Origin of the sequence: Rhodococcus sp. 15-2388-1-1a (assembly GCF_002259145.1) — a bacterium.
GTDB lineage: Bacteria > Actinomycetota > Actinomycetes > Mycobacteriales > Mycobacteriaceae > Rhodococcoides.
This window is the reverse complement of the sequence record NZ_NPFP01000018.1, coordinates 157127-182863: the sequence shown is the minus strand read 5'-3', so window position 1 is coordinate 182863 and position 25737 is coordinate 157127. Positions and strand designations below refer to the sequence as shown.

Genomic DNA, 25737 nt, shown 5'->3' with positions numbered 1-25737 from the left:
TGTGCTCCTTAGTGCGGAACTGACTGTGTTCAATACGATCGATCAGATCGAGCGTGGGACGTACGAGCCCACGATCGAAATCAGTGACGACTCAGTCTCCGCGGCTCACGCACCGCTCTGACGACGATGGTGGGAGTGGGCAACAGACCCACTCCACACTCCACTACCTCCAGCTTGCCAGCACCCATTCGAGTGAGGGAAGTCCGGTCGCGTTCGATCTCTTCTGCGGCGCTCGAACCCTTCAGAGCCAGCATGCGCCCGTGCTCATGAACCAGGGGGAGTGACCACTTCGCCAGCTTCTCCAACGGCGCCACCGCTCTCGACGTGACCACGTCGGCACCGCCGGCTTCCTTCTTGACGCCGGGCTGTTCCGCGCGACCACGCACGACCAAGATGTTCAGATCGTGTTCTTCGATGAACTCGGCGAGATACACGGTTCGGCGAAGAAGGGGCTCGACGAGGGTCACGCGCAGATCGGGTCGCGCGATCGCCAGCGGGATTCCGGGCAAGCCCGCGCCACTGCCGATATCCACAACGGTCTCGCCTTCATCGATCAGCTCACCGATCGCCGCACAGTTGAGGATGTGTCGCTCCCACAGCCGTGGAACTTCACGCGGTCCGATGAGGCCTCGTTCGACACCGGCCGTCGCCAACGAGTCGTGATACCTCTGTGCCAACTCGAGCCGATCACCGAAGATCTGCTCCGCCACGGCCATCAACTGGTTGCTATCCGATCCTTCTTGTTCCACGTGAAACATCTTCCCGTGCCCGGGCACGGAACGCCAAACGACATTGCTGTAACTCGGTCGAATACGCTCTCCACTTCACAATCGGCCGCAGAGCGGGCACCTGACGGGCGACACTCGGACGGAGCCGCTCATCCATTCACGAACGAAGCGCATGCCGATGTTCGGCCGAGTCGGGCCAACGGATGGAGCTGTCCCGTCCTCGGTCTTGCGGCCAATCTGCCGACCCGAACCGGAATGGTGTGACCCATGCCGCCGGGCCATTTCTTAGCCCTCACAGGCCGCTCGAGTCGGCACGCCATGTTTCACGTGAAACTGCTGCCGGACGGACCATCGGCCGAACCTCTCGACACGTTCTCCCGAGCGTCGTCGACGACATCGCGGTCGACGACTTCCCGACGCATCGATGTCGACATCGTCGCGCCCGTGACTCGGCGAGCTGTTTCGTCCCAACTGGATCGGATTGCCGGCGCTACACACAACGGGCTCGGCCGATCGGTTGGCACACGCCCGCACGACAGTCGACGGATCCACTGGGCGAAGTGTCGGCCACATCAATGTCGGCCGCCCATCCATGACCCCACGCGTTGATGTACACCCGACATCGATCGCGTCCATGTCTGTAGACGCGTCCGTGACACAACCGATCAACCATGACAATGTTTCACGTGAAACTGGGCACCAGCTCGAGCCGGCGTTGTCCGGCGGAGTGGACCCGCGGACGATGGGGACACGAACGAATCTCGTCCACGACGAGCACAGTTCCCAGCACCCGCGGTTCCAGTCACGGCCACAGTGGGGGGAGCGGCCCCGAGACGTAGATGTTCCCGATCGCATCATGATCGACTCGAGCACCTACTCGCTGCATCCGAACTCCAGACGCATCCACAAAGCATCTGCATCTACCGGTCATCCACATCGCCCACGGACTCGACGACCCACACGCGCGTCCTGTCGATGTCCCGCAGTCCCGAACGCACTCCGACCCGTCTCTCCGGCCCGTCTCTCCGAATCGAGAACATCGAGCTCCTCGATCGGCACCGCTCGTGACAACTTCGGCCCCACGCGCCTGGATGGCCTGCCGAGGATGGTCACAGCTCGAACCTCCGACTAGCGGTGCCATCCCTGCAATCCGATTGCCTTGGATGGATCCAGTACCGATGGATCGTCGACATCTCGTGGAGTGCGACTCCAGCCCCTCACAACTATCACACGTCGCGCCACTGAGGGATGGTCACGACCTCATGGGGAGGGCCACCGGCAGAGACCCGCTCAGTGGACTCGATCGCTGAACCCGACAAAGGCCGATCTGGATCGAATCGATTCGGCCTAACACCGGATCGATTGTGACCGGGTGTACTGTGCTGACCGGAAGTCGATCGACTCTGATCGTCGTCGTACTGTTTCACGTGAAACCGCCCGAGATCCGGACCAGCTCGATCGGTTGCCCGGATTCGCAACTGACTGAAACCGACGCCCGTGCATCTATCCGGGCGGTCGGTCGAACGGCAGCCTCCGCGAGCTAAATTCCATCGAAGTTTTGGCCACCAATGTTCGCGCCTCGCATGCGGCGTGTTTCACGTGAAACAAACCCGACCGACACGCAACGGAGCAAAAGAATCACCGTCGCCTTTGCCGTCACAGTGACGAAAGCGCAGTGCATGCCTGATCTCGAGAAATCGGCAAGAAAATCGATCCCAACCGCGCGACCCATTGGCAGCCGTCGAGCAAATTACATCGATGAGATTCCGCCGACGGATCCAGAACATCCGGATACGACGATGGCCCCCACCGAAGTGGGGGCCATCGACTGGAACGCTCTGTTACGCCTTGACGACGACTACTCGTCGAGCCGGCTCGACGCCGGTGCTTTCGCTCGCGACGCCGTCGATCTTGGCGACCGCGTCGTGCACGATCTTTCGCTCGAACGGGGTCATGGGGGTCAGCTCTTCGCGCTCTCCGGATTCGAGTACACGACGCGCTGCTTCGGCACCGAGGTTGCCGAGTTCGGTCCGCCGATTCGCACGCCAGCCGGCGACGTCGAGCATCAGCTTGCTGCGCTCACCCGTCGACTGCTGAACAGCGAGACGAGTCAGCTCCTGCAGTGCATCGAGAACTTCACCCTTGCGGCCGACGAGCTTGGCGAGATCGTCGCCACCGTCGATGCTGACGATGGCGCGGTCACCCTCCACGTCGAGATCGATATCGCCGTCGAAGTCCAGGACGTCGAGCAACTGCTCGAGGTAATCGCCGGCGATCTCGCCTTCTTCGACCAGGTAGTCCTCGTCGTCCTCATCGTCCTCGTCCGACGCATCGTCGGACTTGTCCTCGACGACACTCGAATCCTCGGACTTCTCGACCACAGGAGTCTCGTTCGACTCCACGTCGACTGCACTCACCTGATCGGCCTCGACCGCCACGTCACTTGCTCCATCCCCGGATACCGCACCGACTGTGTTCTGTACTTCGTCGTTCTGAGCTTCTTCTACGTCCGCTGCCATGTTCGTCCTTCTCTCGACGTGTCGGTCAGCGCCGCTTGCGCTTGGTCGACTTGTTCCGGTTCGCCTGCGGTCTCGGTTTCGCCGGTGATGCAGCACCGGTGGTCGAATCGGCAATGCCCTCGCCGGTCTCGGCCGTCGACGAATCGCTCGTCGGCGTCATCTTCGAGAGCTTGGGGCGAGCACCGGGCTTCGGCTTGGTGGTGGACACCGGCTTCACACCCGGCTTCGGCGCGTTCTCGGAACGCTTCTCCATCGCAACTGCGGCCTTGGATGCTTCTTCCTTGTCGATCTTTCCGAACACCAGATGCTGCTGCACGTACGTCCAGGTGTTGTTGCTGACCCAGTACAGCAGGATCGCGACGGGAAGCAGGGCGCCGAACACCAGAACGCCGAGCGGGAAGACGTAGAGCGCGAGCTTGTTCATGATCGCGGACTGCGGGTTCGCAGCAGCGGCTGCGCTCTGGCGTGCAACCGAAGCACGGGAGTTCATGTGCGTCATGATCGCCGCGATGATCATCAGCGGGATCGACACAGCGGCGATGACCCACGTGGACGGAATGGTGGCGTCGGGGCCCACGGCGAATGCGTTGAGCTGATCCTGCGGCATGGTGATCCACGCCGAGATCGGAGCGCCGAACAGACGGGCGTCCAGGAAGGACTGCACGTCGGCCACGTTGAACGCGTAGTTGGACAGCTCGCGGTTCTCCTCGGGGGTCAACCCGAGCTGGCCGAAGCCGGTACCGGTGCGGTTGAACGAGCGCAGCACGTGGAACAGGCCGATGAACACCGGTGCCTGCGCCAGCACGGGCAGGCAACCCATCAGCGGATTGAAGCCGTGTTCCTTCTGGAGCTTCTGCATCTCCACGGCCATCTTCTGCTTGTCTTTGCCGTACTTCTTCTGCAGAGCCTTGATCTGCGGCTGTAGCTCCTGCATCTGCCGCGTGGTGCGGACCTGCTTGACGAAGGGCTTGTACAGAATCAGGCGGAGGGTGAAGACCAGGAAGACGACGGACAGTGCCCAGGCGAACCCATTGCTGGGATCCTGGAACACAAAGCCGAACACCTTGTGCCACACCCAGAGAATCCAGGCAACCGGGTAGTAAATGAAGTCGAGCACGGCTCTATGTACTCCTCTGTTCTTCCACTCGCGCGAGATCGTGGTGTTCTTCGGTTTCGGTCGGTTCGGTGACGATCGCGCGCCACCTACCGGGTTCGGGTACCGGGTCCCAACCTCCAGAGTGCCAGGGAGCACATTTGAGGAGGCGGACGACTGCCAGCAACGAGCCCTTCGTCATCCCGTGTACCTGGAGCGCCTCGATGGCGTATTCGCTGCAGGTGGGGGAGAAGCGACAGGTGGGAGGTCTCATCGGGGACACGTAGGTCCGGTACAACCCGATGAAATAGACGAGTGTTCGAGCAGGAATGGAACGAAGGTTGCCCATGAATGTCATGACGGCGGACCCTTCGGAGCTTCGAGAAGACCGAGCTTCTTCAATCCTGAACGCAGTTGAACCAGTAGATCTGCCGAGGACGCCCTCGCAGCTCCGGGCAGTGCACGGATCACCACGTCGGTGGTCTCGGGGAGCTCACCGATGACGTCGGTACAGATATGCCGAAGCCGGCGCGCAACTCGATGACGAGTTACGGCCGGCCCGACTGCCTTGCTGACGATCAATCCGAAACGTGGCCCGCGAACGGTCGATGCGATGTCCTGTTCGTCACGCACTACGGCGTGAACCACAAGATCCGATCTACCCATTCGGCGTCCTCGACGCACCGCTACGGAGAAATCACGTGCTCGGTGTAGTCGATTCGGCTCAGGAAGCATCCCGAGCTCCAAGCTTCGGACGAACAGATATCAGGCTGTGAGTTCTTTACGGCCCTTGCCGCGACGTGCGGAAACGATCGCACGACCCGCACGGGTACGCATACGAAGACGGAAGCCATGAACGCGCGCGCGGCGGCGATTGTTCGGCTGGAACGTCCGCTTGCCCTTGGCCACGGTCAACACTCCTCGAGATTGAAACGCCGATCTGTCGGCGCCTGCTGGAAAGGTTCTCAGCGAGTCCGGATGAACTTGCTTGCCTCCCGAGCGAGAAATCCGAGTGAAGACAGACTGTGAGCAGCCAGCAAGCATCGGCCACCTCGCTATTGGGTGACTGTTCGAGAGTACTGATCGAGTCACCGCCGGTCAAACTCGCTCTCGAGCCACGAGCGCCGTCGTTCATACACAGGCAGTGCCGGTTTCCGGCCACCGATGGTGTGATGTGCGTCGAAATCGCCGCCGGACGACCGCACGCTGCGACACAATTCGTTCGATCGCACTACAGACAGTCTGCATCGGTGCAGGTCAGACTGGCGCAATTGCCATACCACGAGCCCGAACGCGTTCTGGGGTCACATCGGTGTCGTTTATCCACACCTGTGGATAATTGTGTGGAAACACAGTTCAGGTGGCATATTCGTACCTTGCGGGGTCCACCCACGGACCCTGGTCTCGGCCGCAGCGACGCACGAACGACGACGCTATCCGACGACGTTGCCGCGCGGGTACGAAACGACGCGCGAATTCACGCGTCGAACACCGCCCGAGACCAATGCTCGACGACGGAGGGCCCAACGTGAACGACGATCCGGATGCGCTCGCGCGCATCTGGCCCGAGGTGGTCGCGGAGCTCACATCCGACCGACACAGTGGGTCGCCGCTGACCAAAGGCCAGAAGGCCTGGCTCGCGCTGGTCAAACCGCTGACATTGACGCAGGGCTTCGCACTGCTCGCAGTTCCGTCGACTTTTGCGCAGGAAGCGATCGAACGAGATCTTCGCGAACCCATTCTCGGCGCCCTCGGGCGTCACCTGGGACAGGGTGTCGAGGGACTCGGAGTGCGTATCTCCGCTCCCGAGGACGAGAAGATCGACTCCGAGCGATCGCCGTACCCCGATGCCCCCAGTTCTCCGACCTATCGGCGCCGCGTCCTGACCAGCAGAGACGACGAGCCGTCGGACTCCGAGACGGCCGACTACGAAGAGGTCGACGACGAACGCGAGGCTCTCGCAAGCGTCCAGAACTCGTGGCCGACGTATTTCACGAAACCTCCCGAGTCGACGCCTCCGTCTTCGGGTGCCAACAGCCTCAACTCGAAGTACACCTTCGACACCTTCGTCATCGGCGCCTCCAATCGATTCGCTCACGCAGCCGCGGTGGCGATTGCCGAAGCACCTGCTCGCGCCTACAACCCGCTGTTCGTGTGGGGGGCGTCGGGTCTCGGCAAGACTCACCTCCTGCACGCGGCCGGGCACTATGCGCAGCGCCTGTTCCCGGGCATGCGCGTGAAGTACGTCTCGACCGAGGAATTCACCAACGACTTCATCAACAGTCTTCGTGACGACCGCAAGGTGGCGTTCAAGCGCCGCTACCGGGAGACCGACGTACTGCTCGTCGACGACATCCAGTTCATCGAGGGCAAGGAAGGCATCCAGGAGGAGTTCTTCCACACCTTCAACACCCTGCACAACGCGAACAAACAGATCGTCGTCTCGTCCGACCGCCCACCGAAGCAGTTGGCCACGCTCGAGGAGCGGCTTCGTACCCGCTTCGAGTGGGGCCTGATCACCGATGTGCAGCCGCCCGAGCTCGAGACGCGGATCGCCATTCTGAGCAAGAAGGCTCGGATGGACCGGCTCGACGTGCCGCACGACGTGCTCGAGCTCATCGCCAGCCGAATCGAGCGCAATATTCGTGAGCTCGAAGGCGCCCTCATCCGAGTGACGGCGTTCGCATCGCTGAACGGACAAGCACTCGACCTCACTCTGGCCGAGGTGGTTCTCCGCGATCTCATCCCCGATTCGTCGAGTCTGGAGATCAATGCGGCCACGATCATGGCCGTGACCGCGGAGTACTTCAACACCTCCATCGAGGACCTGTGTGGGCCGGGTAAGGCCAGAGCACTGGCCATGGCCAGGCAGATCGCGATGTATCTCTGCCGGGAGCTCACCGATCTGTCGTTGCCCAAGATCGGCCAGACGTTCGGCCGGGACCACACGACGGTGATGTACGCGGACAAGAAGATTCGCAAGGAGATGACCGAGCGTCGCAAGGTGTACGACCAGGTTCAGGAGCTGACCGCGCGGATCAAGCAGCGCTCGAAGCGGTAGGCAACCGGCAACGAACGATCCCGGACGACGGCACCGAATCCCATCGCGGGTTCGGTGCCGTCGCTGTTTTCCCGTCGTTCGCCGGAGCGATTCTCGACGCAGATTCCTCGATTTCTGGAGGCGCCGACCATTGATTCACACCTGTGGATAACCATGTGGACAACATCGAAGTTCTGGGGATGGAGTGTGGGTGCCTGTGCACCGATGTGATTCGTCCACAGGCAGCCGGTCGTCAACCACGTATTGGTCCCGAGTTCATCCCCACGACACCACGCTCGGCCACCAGCGGATCGAATGGTCCGTGCACAGATTCCACAGGACCTATTAATACTTCTGTTTTCTCCTTGAAAGAACTTCTTTGAAAACAGGTGTTGGGGAACGATCCGTTCACAGGCCCCCCGAGATCACCCGAATCCCACGTTCGGCGTGACCCTCGCGCTTCCGTCTTCGGTTCGGAGGGCATACGGTGTGCTTGCGCTGGATGTGCCACACTCGTCCTTGCATCGGTTCGAGCCGCAACCATCGTGGTTGCACCGCTCCGGCCATGACGACGAACACCACCGAACGAGAGGAAATGCCGAGCGATGGAGCTTGGAAGTTTGAAGTTTCGCGTTGCTCGTGAAGATTTTTCCGATTCCGTCGCGTGGGTAGCCCGTAGCCTGCCGTCTCGGCCGCCCGTTCCCGTTCTCGGTGGAGTTCTTCTCGCTGCCGACGAGCAGGGTCTGACGGTTTCCGGATTCGACTACGAGGTCTCCGCTCAGGTCAAAGTGTCGGCCGAAGTTGCCACTGCCGGCCGAGTCCTGGTGTCGGGCAAGCTACTTGCCGATATCACCAAGTCGCTGCCGAACAAGCCGGTCGACGTCACGGTCGACGGCACCCGCGTTCTGGTCAACTGCGGAAGCGCCAAGTTCTCGCTGCCGACGATGCCGGTGGAGGATTACCCGCAGCTCCCCGAGTTGCCCAGCAACACCGGTTCGCTGGCCGGTGACGTCTTCTCCGAGGCGATTGCCCAGGTCGCGATTGCGGCGGGCAAGGACGACACGCTTCCCATGCTCACCGGTATCCGCGTGGAGATCGACGGCACCAACGTCGTTCTCGCGGCCACCGACCGTTTCCGGTTGGCGGTTCGTGAGGTGGAATGGGCTCCCGCCGGGGCCGACACCACCACCGCGGTGCTCATCCCGGCCAAGACTTTGTCCGAGTCGGCAAAAACGCTCGGTGGTAACTCCGGCTCACCGGTCGAGCTGGCCCTCGGTTCCGGCTCGTCCATCGGTAGCGACGGTTTGCTGGGCATCGTCAGCGACGGGCGCCGCACCACCACGCGTCTGCTCGATGCCGAATTCCCGAAGTTCCGTCAGTTGCTGCCGGCCGAGCACACTGCGGTGGCGACCCTCGAGATCGCATCGCTCATCGAGGCCATCAAGCGTGTGGCTCTCGTTGCCGAGCGTGGCGCGCAGGTTCGCCTGGAATTCAACGCCGAGGGCGTGTTGCTCTCCGCAGGTGGCGACGATGCAGGCCGCGCCGAGGAGGCACTGCCTGCCGATTTCCAGGGCGAGGCACTGACCATCGCGTTCAACCCCGGCTACCTCATCGACGGACTGTCGTCGTTGCACAGCGAGAAGGTCACCTTCGGATTCACCACGCCGAGCCGGCCCGCAGTGCTGCGGCCGACCTCGGACGAGGAACTCGTGCCCGATGACGCAGGCAAGTTCGCGGCGCCGCAGTCCGAGTACACGTACTTGCTGATGCCGGTCAGGCTGCCGGGCTGATCCAGCCTCGTTACTGTTGAACCCGCGGGAACTTTCGCACCTGACACAGACAAGGACGCCTCATCATGCAACTGGGCTTGGTCGGTCTCGGAAAAATGGGCTTCAACATGCGCGAGAGACTGCGTGAGCACGGTCACGAGGTCGTCGGTTACGACCCTCGACCCGAGGTGACCGACACCCCGTCACTGGCCGGTCTGGCGCAGGCGTTGACGGCGCCCCGCGTGGTGTGGGTGATGGTTCCGTCGGGCAAGATCACCCGCGATACCGTCACCGGTCTGGCCGATGTGCTCGAGCCGGGCGATCTGGTGATCGACGGCGGCAACTCTCGGTTCACCGACGACAAGCCCAACGCAGAGTTGTTGGACGCCAAGGGAATCGGCTACATCGATGCCGGAGTATCCGGTGGCGTCTGGGGCCTGAAGAACGGCTACGGCCTGATGGTCGGTGGCCAGGACGAGCATGTCGCCCGTGCGATGCCGATCTTCGATGCACTGCGTCCCGAGGGCGAGCGCGCGGACGGTTTCGTTCACGCCGGTCCGGTCGGTGCCGGTCACTACTCGAAGATGGTGCACAACGGCATCGAGTACGGGCTGATGCAGGCGTATGCCGAGGGTTACGAGATCCTCGAAGCCGAAGAACTCGTGCAGGACGTGCAAGGAGTGCTGCGGGCCTGGAGCAAGGGCACGGTCGTGCGGTCGTGGCTGCTCGATCTACTGGTCGAAGCGCTCGGTCAGGATCCGGAGTTCAGTGAGATCTCCGGGTACACCGAGGATTCCGGTGAGGGCCGCTGGACCGTCGAGGAAGCCATTCGTCACGCTGTCCCCGCGCCGGTGATCTCTGCGGCGTTGTTCGCGAGATTTGCGTCGCGGCAAGAGGATTCGCCTGCCATGAAGGCTGTTTCGGCACTGCGGAATCAGTTCGGCGGGCATGCGGTCAAGAAGGCCGACGCCGACGAGACCCTGCGCGCCCCGGCGCCGAAGAACACCGAGTAAGTGTTCGTCCGGTCTCTGCAGCTACACGATTTCCGATCCTGGGACGACCTCACCGTCGACCTCGGACCGGGCTCGACCGTGTTCGTGGGGCCGAACGGACACGGCAAGACCAATCTGCTCGAGTCGATCAACTATCTGTCGACGTTGTCCTCCCATCGCGTGTCGTCGGACGCTCCCATGATCAGGGCAGGTGCCGCCAAGGCGTTCGTGGGCAGTGCCGTGGTCAATCACGGTCGCGAACTGATCATCGATGTCGAGCTTCTCGAAGGTAGAGCCAACAAGGCTCGGATGAACAGGTCACCACTGCGGCGCCCACGCGAGATTCTGGGCGTGTTGCAGAGTGTGCTGTTCGCTCCCGAGGATCTCTCGCTGGTCCGCGGCGATCCCGGCGAGCGACGACGCTATCTCGACGAGCTGCTCACCAGCCGCATTCCTCGAATGGCCACTGTCCGTGCCGATTACGACAAGGTTCTGCGGCAACGATCGGCTCTGCTGAAGACTGCTAGTGGATCGTTGCGCCGCGGAGCGTCGTCCGGCGACGGCGCGAGTGCCCTTGCCACCCTGGACGTCTGGGATGGTCATCTCGCGGCTCATGGCGCTCGATTGCTCGCTGCCAGAATAGCTTTGGTGCACGAGCTGATGCCCTTTGTGCAACAGGCCTACAGTTCGATCGCACCGGAATCGCGGTTGGCTGCCGTTGCCTACCGTTGCAGTCTTGCCGATGCCCTCCCACCGGAATTCTCCGATGCCGATCGCGCACCCGAGCCTGATGACATCGATGTGCTGGAAGCTGCTTTCCTTCACCAACTTTCGGTGATGAGACAGCGCGAGATCGAACGTGGGGTGTGTCTGGTGGGACCGCACCGCGACGACCTGGAATTGATGCTCGGTGATCAACCGACCAAAGGCTTTGCCAGCCATGGTGAATCGTGGTCGTATGCACTGTCGTTGAGGCTCGGGTCCTTTGCGCTGTTGCGAGAGGACGGCACCGACCCGGTTCTGATGCTCGACGACGTGTTCGCCGAGCTCGACCGCAAGAGGCGCACGGCGTTGGCGACGGTGGCCGCCGGCGCAGAGCAGGTCCTCATCACGGCGGCGGTACCGGAGGACGTCCCTCCCGAACTCGATGCTCGACGGTACGGGGTCGAGGCGACGCAGAGTTCGGATTCCGGTGCAGCAGGGCGTATCTCGCGAATCTCGGACCTGTCGGACGACAACGGCATCGCACGTTCGGAAGGTGAGGTTCCATGACCGACGACGAGGCATCGCCCACAGACAACGGTGAAGTACCGGAACTGAAGGGCGTCGATCTGGCGCGTCGAGCACTCGAGGACGCGCGGGCCGCAGCCAAGGCCAGTGGCAAATCGGTTGGACAGGGACGGTCGTCGCCCACCGGCGGAGTTCGAGCGCTGCGGGGGCGTCGTAGACGCGGTTGGTCGGGTGCCGGACCGGACGACCGTGATCCACAGGCCTTCGGGGCGTTGGCGAATTCGATCGCGTCCAAGCGTGGGTGGTCGGCCAAGGTGTCCGAGGGCGCGGTGCTGGGCCGGTGGCCGAGCGTGGTCGGCGAGGACATCTCGGCTCATGCGGACCCCACCGGTCTCAAGGACGGAGTGTTGAGTATTTCGGCGGAGTCCACGGCATGGGCGACGCAGTTGAGGCTGATGCAGTCGCAGATTCTGGCCAAGATCGCAGCCGCCGTCGGTCACGGCGTGGTGACGTCTCTGCGTATCACCGGTCCGACGACGCAGAGCTGGAGAAAGGGAGAACGTCACGTGCGCGGACGGGGCCCGCGCGACACGTACGGATAGTGATACATCCCAACGATGGCTTTCCGAACCGGCTGGTCCAGGTGATCCTCAACAGATGTTGGGGCCAGTGTTGCTGTGACATGGTCGATGTGCGTAGCGTGATTCGCGACACTCAGCGGTCGGGGGATCGATGAAGATGTTCTGCACGGCCATCGGACGAGGAGAAGTTGTGTCTGCACCAACCAAGAAGGCATCGACAGCGGCCGTCGATGTGGACGGAACCCCCGAAGACCGAGTCGTTCTACATGCCAGAAAAGTCGAGTTCGACTGGAATTCTCTGCCGTTGCACTACATGGACGGCAATCCACTCGCGACCCACCTGATCAACGTGATGCACCTGCTACTGCCCGAGGGCGAGGAATGGTTCGTGCGCACGTTCAAGGAAGCGCTGCCGCTCATCCACGACGATCAACTGCGCGACGACGTGATCGGATTCATCGGTCAGGAAGCCATGCACGCGCAGGCGCACACCGATGTCCACGACCAGCTCCGGGCGCACGGCATCGATGTCGATCCCTACGTCGATCAGATGAAGTTTCTCTTCGGCCGCGCCCTCGGCAACAGGTCCGGTCACGGCCAGAACAGTTTGGTCGAACGTCTCGCCCTCATCGCCGCCGCAGAGCACCTCACCGCCTTCCTGGGCGATTGGGTGCTCAATGCCTCGGAGTTGGACGAGGCCGACGTCGATCCGATCATGCTGGATCTGCTGCGGTGGCACGGAGCCGAGGAGGTCGAACATCGTTCGGTGGCCTACGAGGTGATGCGGTACTTCGACGTGCGCCCGGCCCGCCGAATTCGCACGTACGTCGTCATCGCGCCCACCCTCGTGTGGTTCTGGACCCGCGGTGTTCGCTTTCTGATGAGCCAGGATCCGACGCTCGCGCACCTTCCACCCAAGCAGCGCACCCCGTCGTTCCGAGAATTTCGCCGAGTGGCCAACGCCGGTCTGTTCCCGACCCCGATGTCGATGGTGAAGGCATCGCTGCGCTACTTCAAGCGCACCTATCACCCTTCTCAGGAAGGGTCGACGGCGCAGGCAGTGCAGTATCTGGCCACCTCACCGGCAGCTCGGTCCGCCGATCGATGACCAAACGCACGTTGCGGAGCAAGCTCGGCGCAATGGCACAGATGGTCGACTCGTTCCGAGCGGGACGCACCATTCCGAAAAATCTGTACGGCCGTGACGAGCCCGATCAGACCGTGTCATTGGTGACCGATGCGCTCGACAAATGGTTCGCTCTGCTCGACGGTGACGACTACGACGCGTCGTTCGCGGCGCCGGCCGTCGCACGCACCCGGCTACTGACGTTGGATTCACGTGAGGTGCTGTGCGTCGACGAGCAGGTGGTCCAACTGACGTTCTCGGCCGCCGACGGCGCGGCGCTGCCTGCTTGGGCACCGGGAATGCACCTGGATTTCTATCTCCCGTCCGGACGCCGTCGGCAGTACTCGCTGTGCGGACGACCGAATACCGACTCCTACTCCATCGCCGTGCGCCTGGTGCCCGACGGCGGCGGCGGGTCGCGTGAGATGCACGATCTCCCGGTCGGCACCGAGGTGTCAATTCGTGGGCCGCGCAACGGTTTTCCGTTCGTCCAGTCCGAGCATGCAGTGTTCGTGGCCGGCGGAATCGGCATCACCGCCATCATCTCGATGGTGCGTCGTGCTCGTGAGACGGGGATGGACTGGCACCTCGTCTACTGCGGCCGCTCGCGCGAATCGATGCCGTTCCTCGACGAGATCGCCGGCTGGGATGCCGATCGCGTGACGGTGCGGACCGACGATGTGGACGGCATGCCGTCGAGCATGGATCTGCTCGGTGCCACGGCACCCGGCGGTTCGGTCTACGTGTGTGGACCTCCGCCGATGATCGATCTGGTTCGGGCCTCGTTCGACTCGCTGCCCGCCACTCATCTGCACTTCGAGCGGTTCTCGCCTCCGCCGGTGAAGAACGGCGCCGAGTTCGAGGTCCAGCTCGTCGATTCCGGGCAGGTCATCGCAGTGGGTCCGGACGAGACTGCGCTGCATGCCATTCGGCGTCTGCGCCCGGACGTCGCGTACTCCTGCCAACAGGGATTCTGCGGGACGTGTCGGGTTCGAGTACTGAGCGGAACACCGCAGCATCGAGAGAATCGACTCACGGTCGAGGAGCAGCAGCACGAGATGTTGATCTGCGTTTCGCGATCCGAGGGCGAACGGATCGTGCTCGATCTCTAGCGGAGCAGCTGGATTCACCCTTCATATTTGTCGTCCGGCATCGAGAAAATGCGCCTGTGAAGCAATCAGGGGCCTTTTAGGGGTGTCATCGTGCCCATGCTGTCGTAGGCAACCAGTACTATGGACCGGTACGACATCAAGCCCGGAACAAACGCATGGACCCGGGCGCGGCCGAAAGCGACTGCGCTCGTCCCTGCGGTAGCACCCTGACGGGGTGTGAGCGGGGTAGTGGACGCGTAGAAGGAGAACCAGCTAACCGTGGCTGCCCAGAAGTCAGGTAACAACGAGAACAGCAAGGATTACGGCGCTTCGTCCATCACGGTCCTCGAGGGCCTGGAAGCGGTTCGTAAGAGGCCCGGTATGTACATCGGTTCCACCGGTGAACGAGGCCTGCATCACCTGATCTGGGAGGTCGTCGACAACTCCGTCGACGAGGCCATGGCCGGCTATGCCTCCACCGTCGACGTCACCATCCACGAGGACGGCAGCGTCGAGGTCAAGGACGACGGTCGAGGAATCCCCGTCGCCATGCACTCCTCCGGTGTACCCACCGTCGAGGTCGTCATGACGCAGCTGCACGCAGGCGGCAAGTTCGACTCCGACTCCTACGCGGTGTCCGGTGGACTGCACGGCGTCGGCATCTCGGTGGTGAACGCGCTCTCCACCAAGGTCGAGCTGCAGATCGCGCGCGACGGTCATCGCTACAAGCAGACCTACGACTACGCCAAGCCCAGTCCCCTCGAGACCGTCGGCGACACCGGTGAGACCGGTACCACCGTGCGTTTCTGGGCCGACGGCAAGATCTTCGAGACCCTCGACTACAGCTTCGAGACCGTGCACCGCCGCCTGCAGGAGATGGCGTTCCTGAACAAGGGACTGACCATCAACTTCACCGACGAGCGAGTGGCGGCAACCGACGCGACCGAGGAAGAACTCGGTGAGACGGCCGAGGCTCCCAAGACGGCGGAGGAAGAGCAGGCCGACGCCGCAGCAGCCAAGCCGGCCAAGGTGCGCAAGCGCACCTACCACTACCCCGACGGTCTGGTCGACTTCGTCAAGCACATCAACAGGACCAAGACCGCGATCCACAACTCGGTCGTCGGCTTCACCGGCAAGGGTGAGGGCCACGAGGTCGAGATCGCCATGCAGTGGAACGCCGGTTACTCCGAGTCGGTGCACACCTTCGCCAACACCATCAACACGCACGAGGGCGGCACCCACGAAGAGGGTTTCCGAACCGCTCTGACCTCGACGGTGAACAAGTACGCGCTGGAGAAGAAGCTCGTCAAGGAGAAGGACGTCAAGCTCACCGGCGACGACATCCGCGAGGGTCTTGCCGCAGTCATCTCGGTGCGGGTCGGCGAACCGCAGTTCGAGGGGCAGACCAAGACCAAGCTCGGCAACACCGAGATTCGGTCGTTCGTACAGAAGGCATGCAACGAGCACCTGGCGCACTGGTTCGAATCCAACCCGGCCGACGCCAAGACCATCATCAACAAGGCGGTCTCGTCCGCGCAGGCCCGGATGGCTGCACGTAAGGCCCGAGAGTTGGTGCGCCGCAAGAGCGCAACCGATATCGGTGGCCTTCCCGGCAAGCTCGCCGACTGCCGCTCGAACGATCCGAGCAAGTCCGAGATCTACATCGTGGAGGGCGACTCCGCAGGCGGCTCGGCCAAGTCGGGGCGAGACTCGATGTTCCAGGCGATCCTGCCGCTGCGCGGAAAGATCATCAACGTCGAGAAGGCTCGCATCGACCGCGTCCTCAAGAACAACGAGGTCCAGTCGATCATCACCGCTTTCGGTACCGGCATCCACGACGAGTTCGACATCACCAAGCTGCGGTATCACAAGATCGTGCTGATGGCCGACGCCGACGTCGACGGCCAGCACATCTCCACCCTGCTGATGACGCTGCTGTTCCGCTTCATGCGACCGCTGATCGAGCACGGCCACGTCTACCTCGCCATGCCGCCGCTGTACAAGCTGAAGTGGAGCCGCGGCGAACCGGACTTCGCCTACTCCGACCGTGAGCGCGACGGTCTGCTCGAGGCCGGCATCGCCAACAAGCGCAAGATCAACGTCGAGGACGGCGTCCAGCGCTACAAGGGCCTCGGCGAGATGAACGCCAAGGAACTGTGGGAGACCACGATGGATCCGTCGGTCCGAGTCCTGCGTCTGGTGACGCTGGACGACGCGGCCGCCGCCGACGAACTGTTCAGCGTTCTGATGGGCGAGGACGTCTCCGCGCGTCGTAGCTTCATCGCCCGCAACGCGAAAGATGTTCGCTTTCTTGACGTCTAGTCACTTCCCTTCACGCACCGATGTGTTCTCTCGGTGCGTGAAGGTGACCGTTTCTCGAGGAGAATTGCATGTCTGACATCACCGAACCGCCGGTAGGACCCCCGCCGGGATCGACCACCAACGCCGAGGGCGGCGACCGGATCGATCCGGTCGACATCCAGCAGGAAATGCAGCGCAGCTACATCGATTACGCCATGAGCGTCATCGTCGGGCGTGCCCTGCCCGAGGTGCGTGACGGACTCAAGCCGGTGCACCGCCGCGTCCTGTACGCGATGTACGACTCGGGCTTCCGACCCGACCGCAGCTACGTCAAATCCGCACGCCCCGTTGCCGAAACGATGGGTAATTACCACCCACACGGTGACACCTCGATCTACGACGCACTGGTGCGTCTGGCCCAGCCGTGGTCGATGCGGTACCCGCTGGTCGATGGCCAGGGCAACTTCGGTTCGCGCGGTAACGACGGCGCCGCAGCCATGCGTTACACCGAGGCGCGGCTGACCCCGCTCGCGATGGAGATGCTGCGCGACATCGACGAGGAAACCGTCGACTTCATCCCCAACTACGACGGCAAAACCCAAGAGCCGACGGTACTTCCGTCGCGGGTACCGAACCTGTTGATGAACGGCTCCAACGGCATCGCCGTCGGTATGGCCACCAACATTCCGCCGCACAACCTGCGTGAACTGGGCGACGCGGTGTTCTGGGCACTCGACAACTTCGAGGCCGACGAGGAAGCAACGCTCGCGGCCTGCATGGAGCGCGTCAAGGGCCCCGACTTCCCGACGCACGGACTCATCGTCGGTGGCCAGGGCATCCAGGATGCGTACTCCACCGGCCGCGGCTCCATCCGGATGCGCGGCGTCGTCGAGATCGAAGAAGATTCCAACGGCCGCACCACGATCGTCATCACCGAGTTGCCGTACCAGGTCAACCCGGACAACCTGATCACCTCGATCGCCGAGCAGGTGCGGGACGGCAAACTCTCGGGCATCTCCAAGATCGACGACGAGTCCTCCGACCGTGTCGGTATGCGCATCGTGGTCACCATCAAGCGCGACGCGGTCGCGAAGGTGGTGCTGAACAACCTCTACAAGCATTCGCAGCTGCAGACGAGCTTCGGCGCGAACATGCTCTCGATCGTCGACGGCGTCCCGCGCACACTGCGCCTGGACCAGATGATCAGGTACTACGTCACTCACCAACTCGACGTGATCGTTCGGCGTACTCGGTACCGGCTACGCAGAGCGGAGGAGAGGGCCCACATTCTGCGTGGACTCGTCAAGGCTCTCGACGCACTCGACGAGGTCATCGCGCTGATCCGTGCGTCGCAGACGGTGGATCTGGCCAAGCAGGGCTTGATCGACCTGCTCGACATCGACGAGATCCAGGCCCAGGCCATCCTCGACATGCAGCTGCGACGCCTCGCAGCCCTCGAGCGTCAGAAGATCATCGACGAGTTGGCAGAACTCGAACGTACGATCGCCGACCTGCAGGACATTCTGGCCAAGCCGGAGCGGCAGCGACAGATCGTGCGAGACGAGCTCGCCGAGATCGTCGAGAAGTTCGGCGACGACCGTCGTACGCGCATCATCGCCGCCGACGGGGACGTCAACGACGAGGATCTGATCGCGCGGGAGAACGTGGTCGTCACGATCACCGAGACCGGATACGCCAAGCGCACCAAGACCGACCTCTACCGCTCGCAGAAGCGCGGTGGCAAGGGAGTGATGGGCGCAGGGCTCAAGCAGGACGACATCGTCAGCAAGTTCTTCGTCTGCTCCACGCACGACTGGATCCTGTTCTTCACCACCAAGGGTCGCGTCTACCGGGCCAAGGCCTACGAACTGCCCGAGGCGAACCGAACCGCCCGCGGTCAGCACGTCGCGAACCTGCTCGCCTTCCAGCCGGACGAGCGCATCGCGCAGGTCATCCAGATCAAGACCTACGAGGATGCTCCGTACTTGGTGCTCGCCACCAAGGGCGGTCTGGTCAAGAAGTCACGACTGACCGACTTCGACTCCAACCGCAGCGGCGGCATCGTCGCGGTCAACCTGCGTGGTGAGGACGAGTTGGTCGGAGCCGTTCTCGCGTCCTCGGACGACGATCTGTTGCTGGTCTCGGCGCAGGGTCAGTCGATCCGGTTCTCTGCTACCGACGAGGTGTTGCGCCCGATGGGCCGTGCCACCTCGGGTGTGCAGGGTATGCGCTTCAACGGCGAGGACGCGTTGCTCTCGCTCAACGTCGTCAGCGAGAACAAGTTCCTGCTGGTCGCTACGTCGGGTGGTTACTCCAAGCGCACCGCGATGGAGGATTACCCCCAGCAAGGCCGCGGCGGAAAGGGAGTGCTGACAATCCAGTACGACCCGAAGCGTGGCACGCTGGTGGGAGCTCTCATCGTCGACGACGAGGACGAGCTGTACGCCATCACGTCCAGTGGTGGCGTAATCCGAACCGCTGCCAAGCAGGTTCGGAAGGCCGGCCGACAGACCAAGGGCGTGCGGTTGATGAATCTCGGTGAAGGCGACACCCTGCTCGCGATCGCGCGCAACGCCGACGAGATCGAACCGGATGCTCTGGGCACCGAAGACGATGCAGCGAAGGAGTCGTAAGTGAGCACTCCCAACCGGCCTGGTAGCAGGCCCGGCCCCAGCGGTGGACCGGACAGCCGGGACGGTGATCGGGCTGCGCAGCCCGCGCGTCCGGTGCCGCCCGAGGGAGCTCGCCCGGGCAACCGTCCGCAGCCGGCTGCTCGTCCGGCGCCCGCCGCGGGCCGTGGCCCGGCCCCGCAGGGGGGTGCTCGCCCTCCGATGCGACCGGCACCCGGTGCTCAGAACGGCCCGGCTCGTCCGGCTCAGGGACCTCCGCCCCCGCAGCGACCGCCCGCACCTCAGGGACCGCCGCCCCAGGCGCCCCCGGGGTCCGGCAAACAGGGTCCGCCTGCCCCTCGTCAGGGACAGGCTCCTGCCGGTCCGCCGCAGGCTCAGCCGCCCCAGGCTCCTGGCCGTCAACCCGGTCCAGGTCAGCAAGCACCCGGCCGGCCCAATGGTGGTCCGCCGCCGAACGGTCAGCCACCGCAGCGGCAGGCACCGGCCGGTCAACCCCCACGGCAGGCAACCCCGCAGCCGTCGGGACAGCAGCCCTCGGCCCCGCAGCCTTCGGCGTCGCCCGACGAGACCGTGCGCTCTCCGGAGGTGTCCGCCGAGTCGGCGGCCGCCGGTGAAGCATCTCGTGAGCCCGCTCGGGTTCAGGAGGCCGGTCCGGCAGCCACTCAGGCGATGCCGGCCCAGCAGAACGACGCTCCACACGGTGGCTCCGGAACGCCGCCCTGGCAGCGCGGAGTCGGTCAGCGTCCCGCATCGCAAGGAACGGACGACCGGCAGCAGCCGCAGAACCAGCCGCAGACCAACCTGTCCGGACGCGGTGCCGCATTGCCTCCGAACGCAGAGTTCGATCGGTCCGCACGTACGGCCGCCGAGCCGGTCCAGCGCGAATCGACCGAGGACAAGACCGAACGGCGAGAAGCCGCCAGGTCGAAGGCGGCGGTCATCGACGGGCCGACACGGCACATCGAACGCAAGGATCTGGCGAAGGACATGCCGGATCTGTCTGCCGTCCGGCACCCGGAGCCGTCCCCGTCCGAGCGCGCAGCACCCGCGGCCATCACGGCCGTGCCCAGTGCGGACGGCGATCCCCTGCGGGCGACCATTCAGATCCGCAAGATCGATCCGTGGTCGACGCTCAAGATCGCCCTCGTGATCGCGGTATCACTGTTCTTCGTGTGGATGGTGTCCGTCGGCCTGCTGTACGCCGTGCTCGACGGCATGGGCGTCTGGGAACGTCTCAACAGTGCGTTCACCGAGATCGTCAACGAATCCGGCGACGGCGGACTTGTCAGTGCCGGGCAGGTGTTCGGCTACGCAGCAGTGATCGGTGTGATCAATGTCGTCCTCTTCACCGCTCTCACCACCATCGGCGCCTTCATCTACAACCTGTCTTCGGACCTGGTCGGTGGCGTCGAAGTGACACTGGCAGACCGCGACTGACCTGCACCATCGAGAGCCGTATCGGGCCGTTTTGGAAGACAGCGGCCCGATACGGTAATCTCATCCCTCGGTTCGAGGAGAGGTTTTCTTCGGTCCGAAGTAGTGATGAGGGCCTATAGCTCAGGCGGTTAGAGCGCTTCCCTGATAAGGAAGAGGTCGGAGGTTCAAGTCCTCCTAGGCCCACACCGAACGAACGAAAAGAGGCAGGACGTGAAAATCCTTCTTCTGGTCGCATCGGCGGTGATCGCAGTGCTGACATTATCCAAGGTGCGCTCGCAGCGCAGCTCGGACGGCGTCTGGCACAGCATCCCCACCGCGTGACAATCGCTCGGAGTGGACGTGTAAGGTTCGTTCACGATTACCGGCAACACCCGGGGCCTTAGCTCAGTTGGTAGAGCGCTGCCTTTGCAAGGCAGATGTCAGGAGTTCGAATCTCCTAGGCTCCACAAGAAAAAGGGACGTCCACTTCGGTGGGCGTCCTTTTTTGTCTCTCTCCATCCGGTCCCAAGTCCACTCGATGTGACATCGACCCCCCAAAAGGCCACTGAATGTGACATTGAGTGCCCTCGAGTACCGCGACGTCCGCAGCGGATCAGCCGTCCGGTTGTGATCGGACCCAAGGCGGTCTGTGCTTCGGCGCCCATATATCCAGACAGTCATCTGTTCTGTGTCGCATCGATGGTTCGGTCCTTAGCGTGGTCGGTGTGCAAGGGCGTCGGTTCTCGGATCGACGTGAACGGTCGAGACGGCGCACCGCAGGGGGGTGTGCCGTCGTTCGATCTCGGCGGGCGGTGTTCGCCACTGTCTCGGATCGGTTGGCGATTCGGGCATCTCGAGTTTCGAAGGAGCCCCGCAGATGACGCGTGTTCTCGATCATGAAGAGCTGTTGACCGAACTCGACGGCACGCTGGAAGCCAATCTGAATCGCCATCTGTCCATGGCGAAGGAATGGCATCCGCATGATTACGTTCCGTGGGATCTGGGGCGGAACTTTGCGGCGATGGGTGGGCAGGACTGGTCTCTCGAGCAGTCGTCGCTGTCGGAAGTGGCTCGTACGGCGATGATCACCAATTTGCTGACCGAGGACAACTTGCCGTCGTATCACCGTGGGTTGGCGGACAACTTCTCGTTGGACGGTGCGTGGGGCACATGGGTGGGGCGCTGGACTGCGGAGGAAAACCGGCACGGCATCGTCATGCGCGATTATCTGGTCGTGACCCGCGCGGTCGATCCCGTGGAGTTGGAGCGGGCTCGCATGCATCACATGACGGTGGGTATCGATGCGCCGATGGACGGCGCGAATTTCCTGCACTCGGTGGCGTATGTGACGTTTCAGGAGCTGGCCACGCGGGTCTCGCACCGAAACACGGGGTTGGCGTGCGGAGATCCGGTGGCGGATCGGATGTTGGCTCGTGTTGCAGCGGACGAGAACCTGCACATGATCTTCTATCGCAACCTCGGTGAGGCGTCGCTGGATCTGGTGCCCGATCAGATGGTTCGTGCCATCACCGATGTCGCGACCGACTTCCAGATGCCCGGCCTGAACATGCCCAATTTCCGCAAGAACGCGATGACCTTGGCCAAGCACGGGATCTACGATCTCCGGCAGCATCTGGACGAGGTGTTGATGCCGGTTCTGCGCAAATGGAAGATCTTCGAGCGCAACGATTTCACGGGTGAGGGCGAGCGGGATCGCGATCGACTGGCAGCGTTCGTCGAAGACTTGGCGGAGAAGGCGACCAAGTTCGAGGAGTCACGTGATCGACTGCTTGCCAGGGAGGCTGCTCGCGCCGAGAAGGCGTCCTGACCTGCTGCGTCTTCTCTGGCCAGAGTCGTGATCGCGTCTCGGAGGTGTTAGAGTCCGGGCATCGTTGGGTCATGTGAGGCGATGGCCGTAGTGCGTGGGGAGGGCCGATGGTGCCTGGGGGGTATCGGGTGAGTGGTGGTGTCTCCATCGGTGAATGCTGCCTCCAGACGGCCGAATCATGGTCTTGCACGGTTGGAATCGACTGGTGAGCAGGCCCAGGTTCGACGAGTCCGGCCGCATGCTCGCCGTCTTCGCGGCGGTCACCACGGTTCTCTACGCTGCCAGCGCGATAGCGTCGTGGTCGAATCTGACCGGTGCCCAGCAGGTTCTGGCCGCGTTGGCTCTGCTTCTGGGTCCGGCTGCGATCGTGGTGCTGGCGAGGGCGGGTGTGCCGAGCCCCAAACAGGCGGTGGGATTCGCGACCGCGTTGTCGGTGATGGCACTCGCCTGTGCGTTGGGGAGCAGCGACACCATGCCCGCGTTCTTGATCTGCGTGCAGGCCGCAATGTTCCTCGGTATGCACATCGGTGCGTTCTGGTCCGAACGCAACGCAGGCATTTGGGTTGCAGTGCTTGCTGTTTCGGCGGTCATCGGAGCGGCGATTGCGCCGTACGGAACGCCGTTCATCAGTTACATCCTCGTGGCGCTCGGCATCGTCGGTGCGACCGAGGTGTTCGGTGTCTTCGCGCGCCGAATGCGCTATTCCGCGACGCACGACGCGCTGACCGGTCTGCTCAACAGGTTCGGGTTCGAATCCAAGATCGAGAAAATGCTGCCGGCGTGCGCTGCTCGCGGGTTGTCGGTCAGTCTCGCCGTGCTCGATCTGGACAATTTCAAGGAGATCAACGACGAGTACGGCCACATTGCCGGTGACGTCCTGCTCACTCGGGTCTCGAAGGCCTGGAAGGGGCAGCTGACCAAACGGGATGTTCTCGGTCGGCTCGGCGGAGACGAATTCGTGCTGTTCATGCCGGGAGTTCTCGAAAAGGAGGCCTGGCAGATCATCGAGCGCCTGCGCCTCGCTCATCGCGCGGAATGGAGCGTCGGATTGGCGTGCATGCCCGCGGGACGCCGCTGGGGCGAGATCTATCGTGCAGCCGACGCCGATCTGTACCGGGCGAAGCGAAGCAGACCGCCGAGGACCAGTCGGCCGTCCGATCCCGACGCTGGTTACAGCGGCCCGATCCGCAGAATTGCGCAGTAGCACTCACTCGACGCATCGTTGATCCCCAGATTTCATCCACAGGCTGGGGATAGATTTCTCGGCGAGGTGTACTTCTCGCGTTGACTCGTCGGCAACGACGATGCTGCGGGGGATACGCGATGGTCACTCTCGACGAATTCAGGTCATGGGACAGCCGAGTGCTGGTCGCCGCGTCCGAAAGCCTGATGCGGCGGTGGCGAGAGGTGGCTGCCGTCCACGATTCGGTAACGGACGAAATTGTGGGCAAAGGGTGGGACGGTCCCGCGGCCGAGGCGGCACGGGAGGCCATGAGACGCATCCGGTCCGATCTGGGAGACGCCGCAGCCGAGTTGCTTCGGATCGCGACATGCACCGCGGATGCGTCGATAGACATGCAGAGTCTGGTCACTGCGCTCCGCTCGGTGGAGCAGACGGCGGCGGAGGAGCGATTCGCGGTCGGATCCGACGGCTCGGTGTCCGACGCCGGCGCGTCGTATTCGGTTGCGCTCGTGGATCTGTGGTCGACGATGCGAGAGCGACGTCGATGCCGTGAGGAGCTCGCCGAGCGAATCGCGCAGCTGATTCGTACGGCCACGGACTTCGACGACGTCCTTGCCCGACGCCTCGTCGGGGGAACCTCCGCAGCCTCCGTTGCGACGGCAGTTGCCGCTTCGGTGCCGCGGGACGGGTCCCCGGCGGCCAATGCTGCCTTCTGGAGCGCGCTCTCGCCTGCGGCACGCACCAGGTTGCTGGTCGAACAGCCGGCGCTGATCGGCAATCTCGACGGCCTGCCTGGACGAGTACGTGACAGCGCGAACCGTCGAGTGTTGGCCGCCGAGCGTCTCCGCCTCCGCGCCGTCGAAGTCGAACTGCAGAAAGAGTTGGCCCACAACGTGTTCGGCGGCATGTTCAGTGACGCCGATGCCGGACTCGAGCAGACTCGCACGCGGCTGGCATCACTCGATGCGATCGACGCGACGCTGGCGCAGGGGGCTCGGCAGCTTCTGGTCCTCGACAATTCCTCCTACGAGGAGACGCTGGCGGCCGTAGCGGTGGGCGATGTCGACACGGCCACCCATGTCGCCGTCTTCGTGCCCGGTCTCGACTCGACCGTGCACGGCAACCTTCTTCGTTACGACGGCGACATGGAGAACGTCAAAGACACTGTGCAGCAGCTTGTTCCGCAGTCTGCGGCCGCGGTGACCTGGCTCGACTACCGGGCCCCGCAGCTCGGTTGGAGCCTGCTCGATCCGGACCGGAGCGTGGCCTCGGGTGCGGCGGCGCGGGCGGGAGCGGATCGACTGGTTCCGTTCCTGGACGGCCTCGACGCCGCACGTGCGAGCGACCCGCATCTGTCGGTATTGGCCCACTCGTACGGATCCCTCACCGCGGCAACCGCTCTCCTGGACGACACCGGGGTCGACGATTTCGTCGCTCTCGGATCACCGGGATTCGGCACACACAGCGTGGCAGATCTTCGGCTTCCCGTCGGACACGTCTTCGCGGCGGAGGCCGAGGGCGATATCGTCGCCGACCTGGGTGCATTCGGTCGCGATCCAGGCGCACTGGACGGAGTCACCGTGCTGTCCACGGAGCGTTCCGACGGGGGCCACGATTCGATCGGGCACAGCGACTATCTCACCGAGGGCTCCACCAGCGGCCGGAATACCGCGCTGGTCGTAGCCGATCGCAGCGGGGAGGCCGTGGTCAGAGCGAGGCCGGGTCTGCTCGATCTGCTGCAGAGAGTTCTGTACCTATGACGACGTGTCGTCGTAGTCGGCCAGGCTCGGCGGAGCATCGGCGGGTGGGGGCACCTCGTTGCGACGGCGACCGAGGAAGAACACGACACCACCGACGACGGCAGCAGCGGCGCCGAACACGAGAATTCGCCTGGTCTGACGCGATCCCGAGTCGACCGTGACCAACGCTCGGGTGCGATTCGCTTCGGCAATGCGTTCTGCGGTCACTGCTCGGCGCTGCGCAGCCTGTTTGCGGGCCAGCCCGTAACCTCGTCTGGCCAACAGCAGACCGACTCCGGCCGGGCCCTTGCTTGCGGCGGATGCGGCGCCGAGCAGGGCGGATGCTGCGGTACCGGTGGACGACCGAACCCGGTCGGACTTCGTTGTGCTCGTCATACCCTCACTGTTCCACAACACGACCCCCGCTGAACCTTCGCGATCCAGCCGACTCGACGCCCGTTGTGAACTGCC

At 63.4% G+C, this 25737-nt stretch carries 20 protein-coding genes and 2 tRNA genes; 15 read left to right on the top strand and 7 right to left on the bottom strand.

Annotation, left to right across the window (positions count from 1 at the left end; all coding sequences use genetic code 11):
* Positions 1 to 80: 80 nt before the first annotated feature.
* The 6 genes from rsmG to rpmH all read right to left on the bottom strand — a co-directional run bounded on the left by rsmG (position 81) and on the right by rpmH (position 5249).
* Positions 81 to 758, bottom strand: coding sequence for a 16S rRNA (guanine(527)-N(7))-methyltransferase RsmG (rsmG, locus tag CH302_RS12485; RefSeq protein ID WP_037195712.1), 678 nt, complete (start codon positions 756 to 758; stop codon positions 81 to 83).
* 1811 nt (positions 759 to 2569) lie between these two features.
* Complete coding sequence (locus CH302_RS12480) at positions 2570 to 3247, bottom strand: Jag family protein (protein ID WP_037195296.1); 678 nt, start codon at positions 3245 to 3247, stop codon at positions 2570 to 2572.
* Between the two features lie 25 nt (positions 3248 to 3272).
* Positions 3273 to 4364, bottom strand: a complete 1092-nt coding sequence (gene yidC, locus CH302_RS12475) for a membrane protein insertase YidC (protein ID WP_037195298.1) — start codon at positions 4362 to 4364, stop codon at positions 3273 to 3275.
* A 4-nt stretch (positions 4365 to 4368) separates the two neighbouring features.
* On the bottom strand, positions 4369 to 4698 hold the full coding sequence (gene yidD / locus CH302_RS12470) for a membrane protein insertion efficiency factor YidD (RefSeq protein WP_037195300.1): 330 nt from the start codon (positions 4696 to 4698) through the stop codon (positions 4369 to 4371).
* Entirely contained in the window at positions 4695 to 5075 is a 381-nt protein-coding gene (rnpA, locus tag CH302_RS12465) for a ribonuclease P protein component (protein ID WP_037195303.1), read from the bottom strand. Before rnpA ends, yidD begins: the two co-directional genes overlap by 4 nt.
* A 30-nt stretch (positions 5076 to 5105) precedes the next feature.
* Entirely contained in the window at positions 5106 to 5249 is a 144-nt protein-coding gene (gene rpmH / locus CH302_RS12460) for a 50S ribosomal protein L34 (protein ID WP_026347786.1), read from the bottom strand.
* 619 nt (positions 5250 to 5868) lie between these two features.
* Between rpmH and dnaA the strand changes: the two genes are divergently transcribed.
* The 15 genes from dnaA (at position 5869) to CH302_RS12385 (ending at position 25287) form a co-directional block, all read left to right on the top strand.
* Positions 5869 to 7401, top strand: a complete 1533-nt coding sequence (gene dnaA, locus CH302_RS12455; protein WP_037195714.1) for a chromosomal replication initiator protein DnaA — start codon at positions 5869 to 5871, stop codon at positions 7399 to 7401.
* Between the two features lie 584 nt (positions 7402 to 7985).
* Positions 7986 to 9170, top strand: a complete 1185-nt coding sequence (dnaN, locus tag CH302_RS12450; RefSeq protein ID WP_037195305.1) for a DNA polymerase III subunit beta — start codon at positions 7986 to 7988, stop codon at positions 9168 to 9170.
* Positions 9171 to 9235: 65 nt separating this feature from the next.
* Positions 9236 to 10162, top strand: coding sequence for a phosphogluconate dehydrogenase (NAD(+)-dependent, decarboxylating) (gene gnd, locus CH302_RS12445; protein WP_037195307.1), 927 nt, complete (start codon positions 9236 to 9238; stop codon positions 10160 to 10162).
* Positions 10163 to 11413 carry a DNA replication/repair protein RecF gene (gene recF / locus CH302_RS12440; RefSeq protein ID WP_037195309.1) on the top strand — a complete coding sequence of 417 codons (1251 nt, stop codon included), beginning with the start codon at positions 10163 to 10165 and terminating at the stop codon, positions 11411 to 11413. It abuts the gene before it with no gap.
* Positions 11410 to 11973, top strand: coding sequence for a DUF721 family protein (locus CH302_RS12435; RefSeq protein WP_037195312.1), 564 nt, complete (start codon positions 11410 to 11412; stop codon positions 11971 to 11973). The genes recF and CH302_RS12435 overlap by 4 nt, the downstream gene beginning before the upstream one ends.
* 169 nt (positions 11974 to 12142) lie before the next feature.
* Positions 12143 to 13060 (top strand): metal-dependent hydrolase, encoded by a 918-nt coding sequence (locus CH302_RS12430; protein WP_082323866.1) that lies wholly within the window; start codon positions 12143 to 12145, stop codon positions 13058 to 13060.
* 32 nt (positions 13061 to 13092) lie between these two features.
* Positions 13093 to 14190 (top strand): PDR/VanB family oxidoreductase, encoded by a 1098-nt coding sequence (locus tag CH302_RS12425; protein WP_052048104.1) that lies wholly within the window; start codon positions 13093 to 13095, stop codon positions 14188 to 14190.
* A gap of 258 nt (positions 14191 to 14448) precedes the next feature.
* The gene (gene gyrB / locus CH302_RS12420; protein ID WP_037195316.1) at positions 14449 to 16491 is read left to right on the top strand and encodes a DNA topoisomerase (ATP-hydrolyzing) subunit B; all 2043 of its coding nucleotides are present in this window, start codon (positions 14449 to 14451) and stop codon (positions 16489 to 16491) included.
* Positions 16492 to 16559: 68 nt separating this feature from the next.
* Entirely contained in the window at positions 16560 to 19103 is a 2544-nt protein-coding gene (gene gyrA, locus CH302_RS12415) for a DNA gyrase subunit A (protein WP_037195319.1), read from the top strand.
* Complete coding sequence (locus CH302_RS30570) at positions 19104 to 20537, top strand: DUF3566 domain-containing protein (RefSeq protein ID WP_255138032.1); 1434 nt, start codon at positions 19104 to 19106, stop codon at positions 20535 to 20537.
* Between the two features lie 109 nt (positions 20538 to 20646).
* Positions 20647 to 20720: transfer RNA gene (locus tag CH302_RS12405), tRNA-Ile, on the top strand.
* Between the two features lie 190 nt (positions 20721 to 20910).
* Positions 20911 to 20983: transfer RNA gene (locus CH302_RS12400), tRNA-Ala, on the top strand.
* A 410-nt stretch (positions 20984 to 21393) separates the two neighbouring features.
* Positions 21394 to 22344 carry an acyl-ACP desaturase gene (locus CH302_RS12395; RefSeq protein WP_037195719.1) on the top strand — a complete coding sequence of 317 codons (951 nt, stop codon included), beginning with the start codon at positions 21394 to 21396 and terminating at the stop codon, positions 22342 to 22344.
* A gap of 205 nt (positions 22345 to 22549) precedes the next feature.
* Positions 22550 to 23548, top strand: a complete 999-nt coding sequence (locus tag CH302_RS12390; protein WP_230596490.1) for a GGDEF domain-containing protein — start codon at positions 22550 to 22552, stop codon at positions 23546 to 23548.
* A gap of 119 nt (positions 23549 to 23667) precedes the next feature.
* Positions 23668 to 25287 (top strand): alpha/beta hydrolase, encoded by a 1620-nt coding sequence (locus CH302_RS12385; RefSeq protein WP_052048074.1) that lies wholly within the window; start codon positions 23668 to 23670, stop codon positions 25285 to 25287.
* Here the strand turns inward: CH302_RS12385 and CH302_RS12380 are convergent.
* Complete coding sequence (locus CH302_RS12380; RefSeq protein ID WP_141216635.1) at positions 25282 to 25662, bottom strand: hypothetical protein; 381 nt, start codon at positions 25660 to 25662, stop codon at positions 25282 to 25284. The genes CH302_RS12385 and CH302_RS12380 overlap by 6 nt on opposite strands.
* Positions 25663 to 25737: the final 75 nt, after the last annotated feature.

Coding starts and splice junctions, on each gene's coding strand:
- rnpA (WP_037195303.1), bottom strand. CDS start 5,075: ATGCTTCCTGAGCCGAATCGACTACACCGAGCACGTGATTTCTCCGTA.
- rsmG (WP_037195712.1), bottom strand. CDS start 758: ATGTTTCACGTGGAACAAGAAGGATCGGATAGCAACCAGTTGATGGCC.
- gnd (WP_037195307.1), top strand. CDS start 9,236: ATGCAACTGGGCTTGGTCGGTCTCGGAAAAATGGGCTTCAACATGCGC.
- gyrA (WP_037195319.1), top strand. CDS start 16,560: ATGTCTGACATCACCGAACCGCCGGTAGGACCCCCGCCGGGATCGACC.
- CH302_RS12425 (WP_052048104.1), top strand. CDS start 13,093: ATGGCACAGATGGTCGACTCGTTCCGAGCGGGACGCACCATTCCGAAA.
- CH302_RS12385 (WP_052048074.1), top strand. CDS start 23,668: ATGGTCACTCTCGACGAATTCAGGTCATGGGACAGCCGAGTGCTGGTC.
- CH302_RS12380 (WP_141216635.1), bottom strand. CDS start 25,662: ATGACGAGCACAACGAAGTCCGACCGGGTTCGGTCGTCCACCGGTACC.
- CH302_RS12395 (WP_037195719.1), top strand. CDS start 21,394: ATGACGCGTGTTCTCGATCATGAAGAGCTGTTGACCGAACTCGACGGC.
- yidD (WP_037195300.1), bottom strand. CDS start 4,698: ATGACATTCATGGGCAACCTTCGTTCCATTCCTGCTCGAACACTCGTC.
- dnaN (WP_037195305.1), top strand. CDS start 7,986: ATGGAGCTTGGAAGTTTGAAGTTTCGCGTTGCTCGTGAAGATTTTTCC.
- CH302_RS12480 (WP_037195296.1), bottom strand. CDS start 3,247: ATGGCAGCGGACGTAGAAGAAGCTCAGAACGACGAAGTACAGAACACA.
- CH302_RS12435 (WP_037195312.1), top strand. CDS start 11,410: ATGACCGACGACGAGGCATCGCCCACAGACAACGGTGAAGTACCGGAA.